At 71.3% G+C, this 1,423-nt stretch carries 2 protein-coding genes; both read left to right on the top strand.

Annotated elements, in window-relative coordinates:
* Nucleotides 1-477: cation:proton antiporter regulatory subunit (locus AWZ10_RS28580; RefSeq protein ID WP_244172574.1), on the top strand; the 477-nt coding region annotated here is incomplete at its 5' end.
* Between the two features lie 103 nt (nt 478-580).
* Nucleotides 581-1,423: cation:proton antiporter (locus AWZ10_RS28575; protein WP_167365950.1), on the top strand; the 843-nt coding region annotated here is incomplete at its 3' end.

The raw sequence follows: 1,423 nt of genomic DNA, 5'->3' as shown, positions 1-1,423 counted from the left end.
CCGCGCCTCAGTAGTACGCCGTTGCCGGGGATCGGGGTCCGTTACGACCTCACGACCAAGGAGCAGCGGCGGATCTCGGTGGTCGCCCATCGGGACGGTGCGCGCACGTTGAGCGCGTACCAGCAGGACGATCCGGACGCGTGTGCGCTGTCGGTGCGGCTGACGTCGGGAGAGGCGACCGCCCTCGTCGACGCGCTGACGCCGGACCACCACAGCCCGAACCTGTTGTCCACCACGGAGCTGGGGCTGGTCGCGGAGCGGATCGAGCTGACGTCGACGTCCCACTGGAACGGGCGCGTGCTGGGCGACACCCGGATGCGGACCGAGACGGGCGCGTCCATCGTGGCCGTACTGCGGCGGGCCGAGGCGATTCCGTCGCCGACGCCGGACTTCCGGCTGGCCGGCGGTGACACGCTCATCGTGATCGGCACCCGGGAGGGTGTGGAGGCGGCCGCGGCGATACTCGGGCGGGAGTGAGCGGTTCGTGTACGCCTCCGCTCAGGCCGCAGCCCAGTCCGCAGGGCAGTCCGCCGCTCAGTTCCTCGCCCAGTCGTCCACCACGCACTCCTCCGCCGTCTTCCTGGTCGAGTTCGGCGCGATCATCCTCGGGCTGGGGCTGCTGGGGAGGTTCGCCGGGCGGTTCCGGCTCTCGCCGATACCGCTGTATCTGCTGGCCGGGCTGGCGTTCGGTGAGGGCGGGCTGCTGCCGCTGGGGACCAGTGAGGAGTTCGTGGCGATCGGCGCCGAGATCGGCGTGATCCTGCTGCTGCTCATGCTCGGGCTGGAGTACACGGCGACTGATCTCGTCTCCAACCTCAAGACCCAGTACCCGGCCGGCCTCGTCGACGCCGCCCTCAACGCCCTGCCCGGCGCCGCCATGGCACTGCTGCTCGGCTGGGGCCCCGTCGCCGCCGTCGTACTCGCCGGCGTCACCTGGATCTCCTCCTCCGGCGTCATCGCCAAGGTCCTCGGCGACCTCGGACGGCTCGGCAACCGCGAAACGCCCGTCGTGCTGAGCATCCTGGTCCTGGAAGACCTCTCCATGGCCGTCTACCTGCCGATCGTCACCGCGCTGCTGGCCGGGGTCGGTCTGGCGGCGGGCAGCGCGACCCTGGCCATCGCGCTCGGTACGGCCGGGGTCGTGCTGCTGGTGGCGGTGCGCTACGGGCGGCACATCTCCCGCTTCGTCTCCAGCGACGATCCCGAGAAACTGCTGCTCGTCGTGCTGGGGGTGACGCTCGTCGTCGCCGGGCTCGCGCAGCAGTTGCAGGTGTCGGCGGCGGTGGGCGCGTTCCTGGTGGGCATCGCGCTGTCGGGTGAGGTCGCCGAGGGCGCGCACGGTCTGCTGGCGCCGCTGCGGGACCTGTTCGCCGCCGTGTTCTTCGTCTTCTTCGGCCTGCACACCGACCCCGCCAGCATCCCG

The organism is Streptomyces europaeiscabiei, assembly GCF_001550375.1.
In the GTDB taxonomy this organism is placed as follows: domain Bacteria; phylum Actinomycetota; class Actinomycetes; order Streptomycetales; family Streptomycetaceae; genus Streptomyces; species Streptomyces europaeiscabiei.
This window is presented reverse-complemented; position numbering and strand designations above follow the sequence as displayed.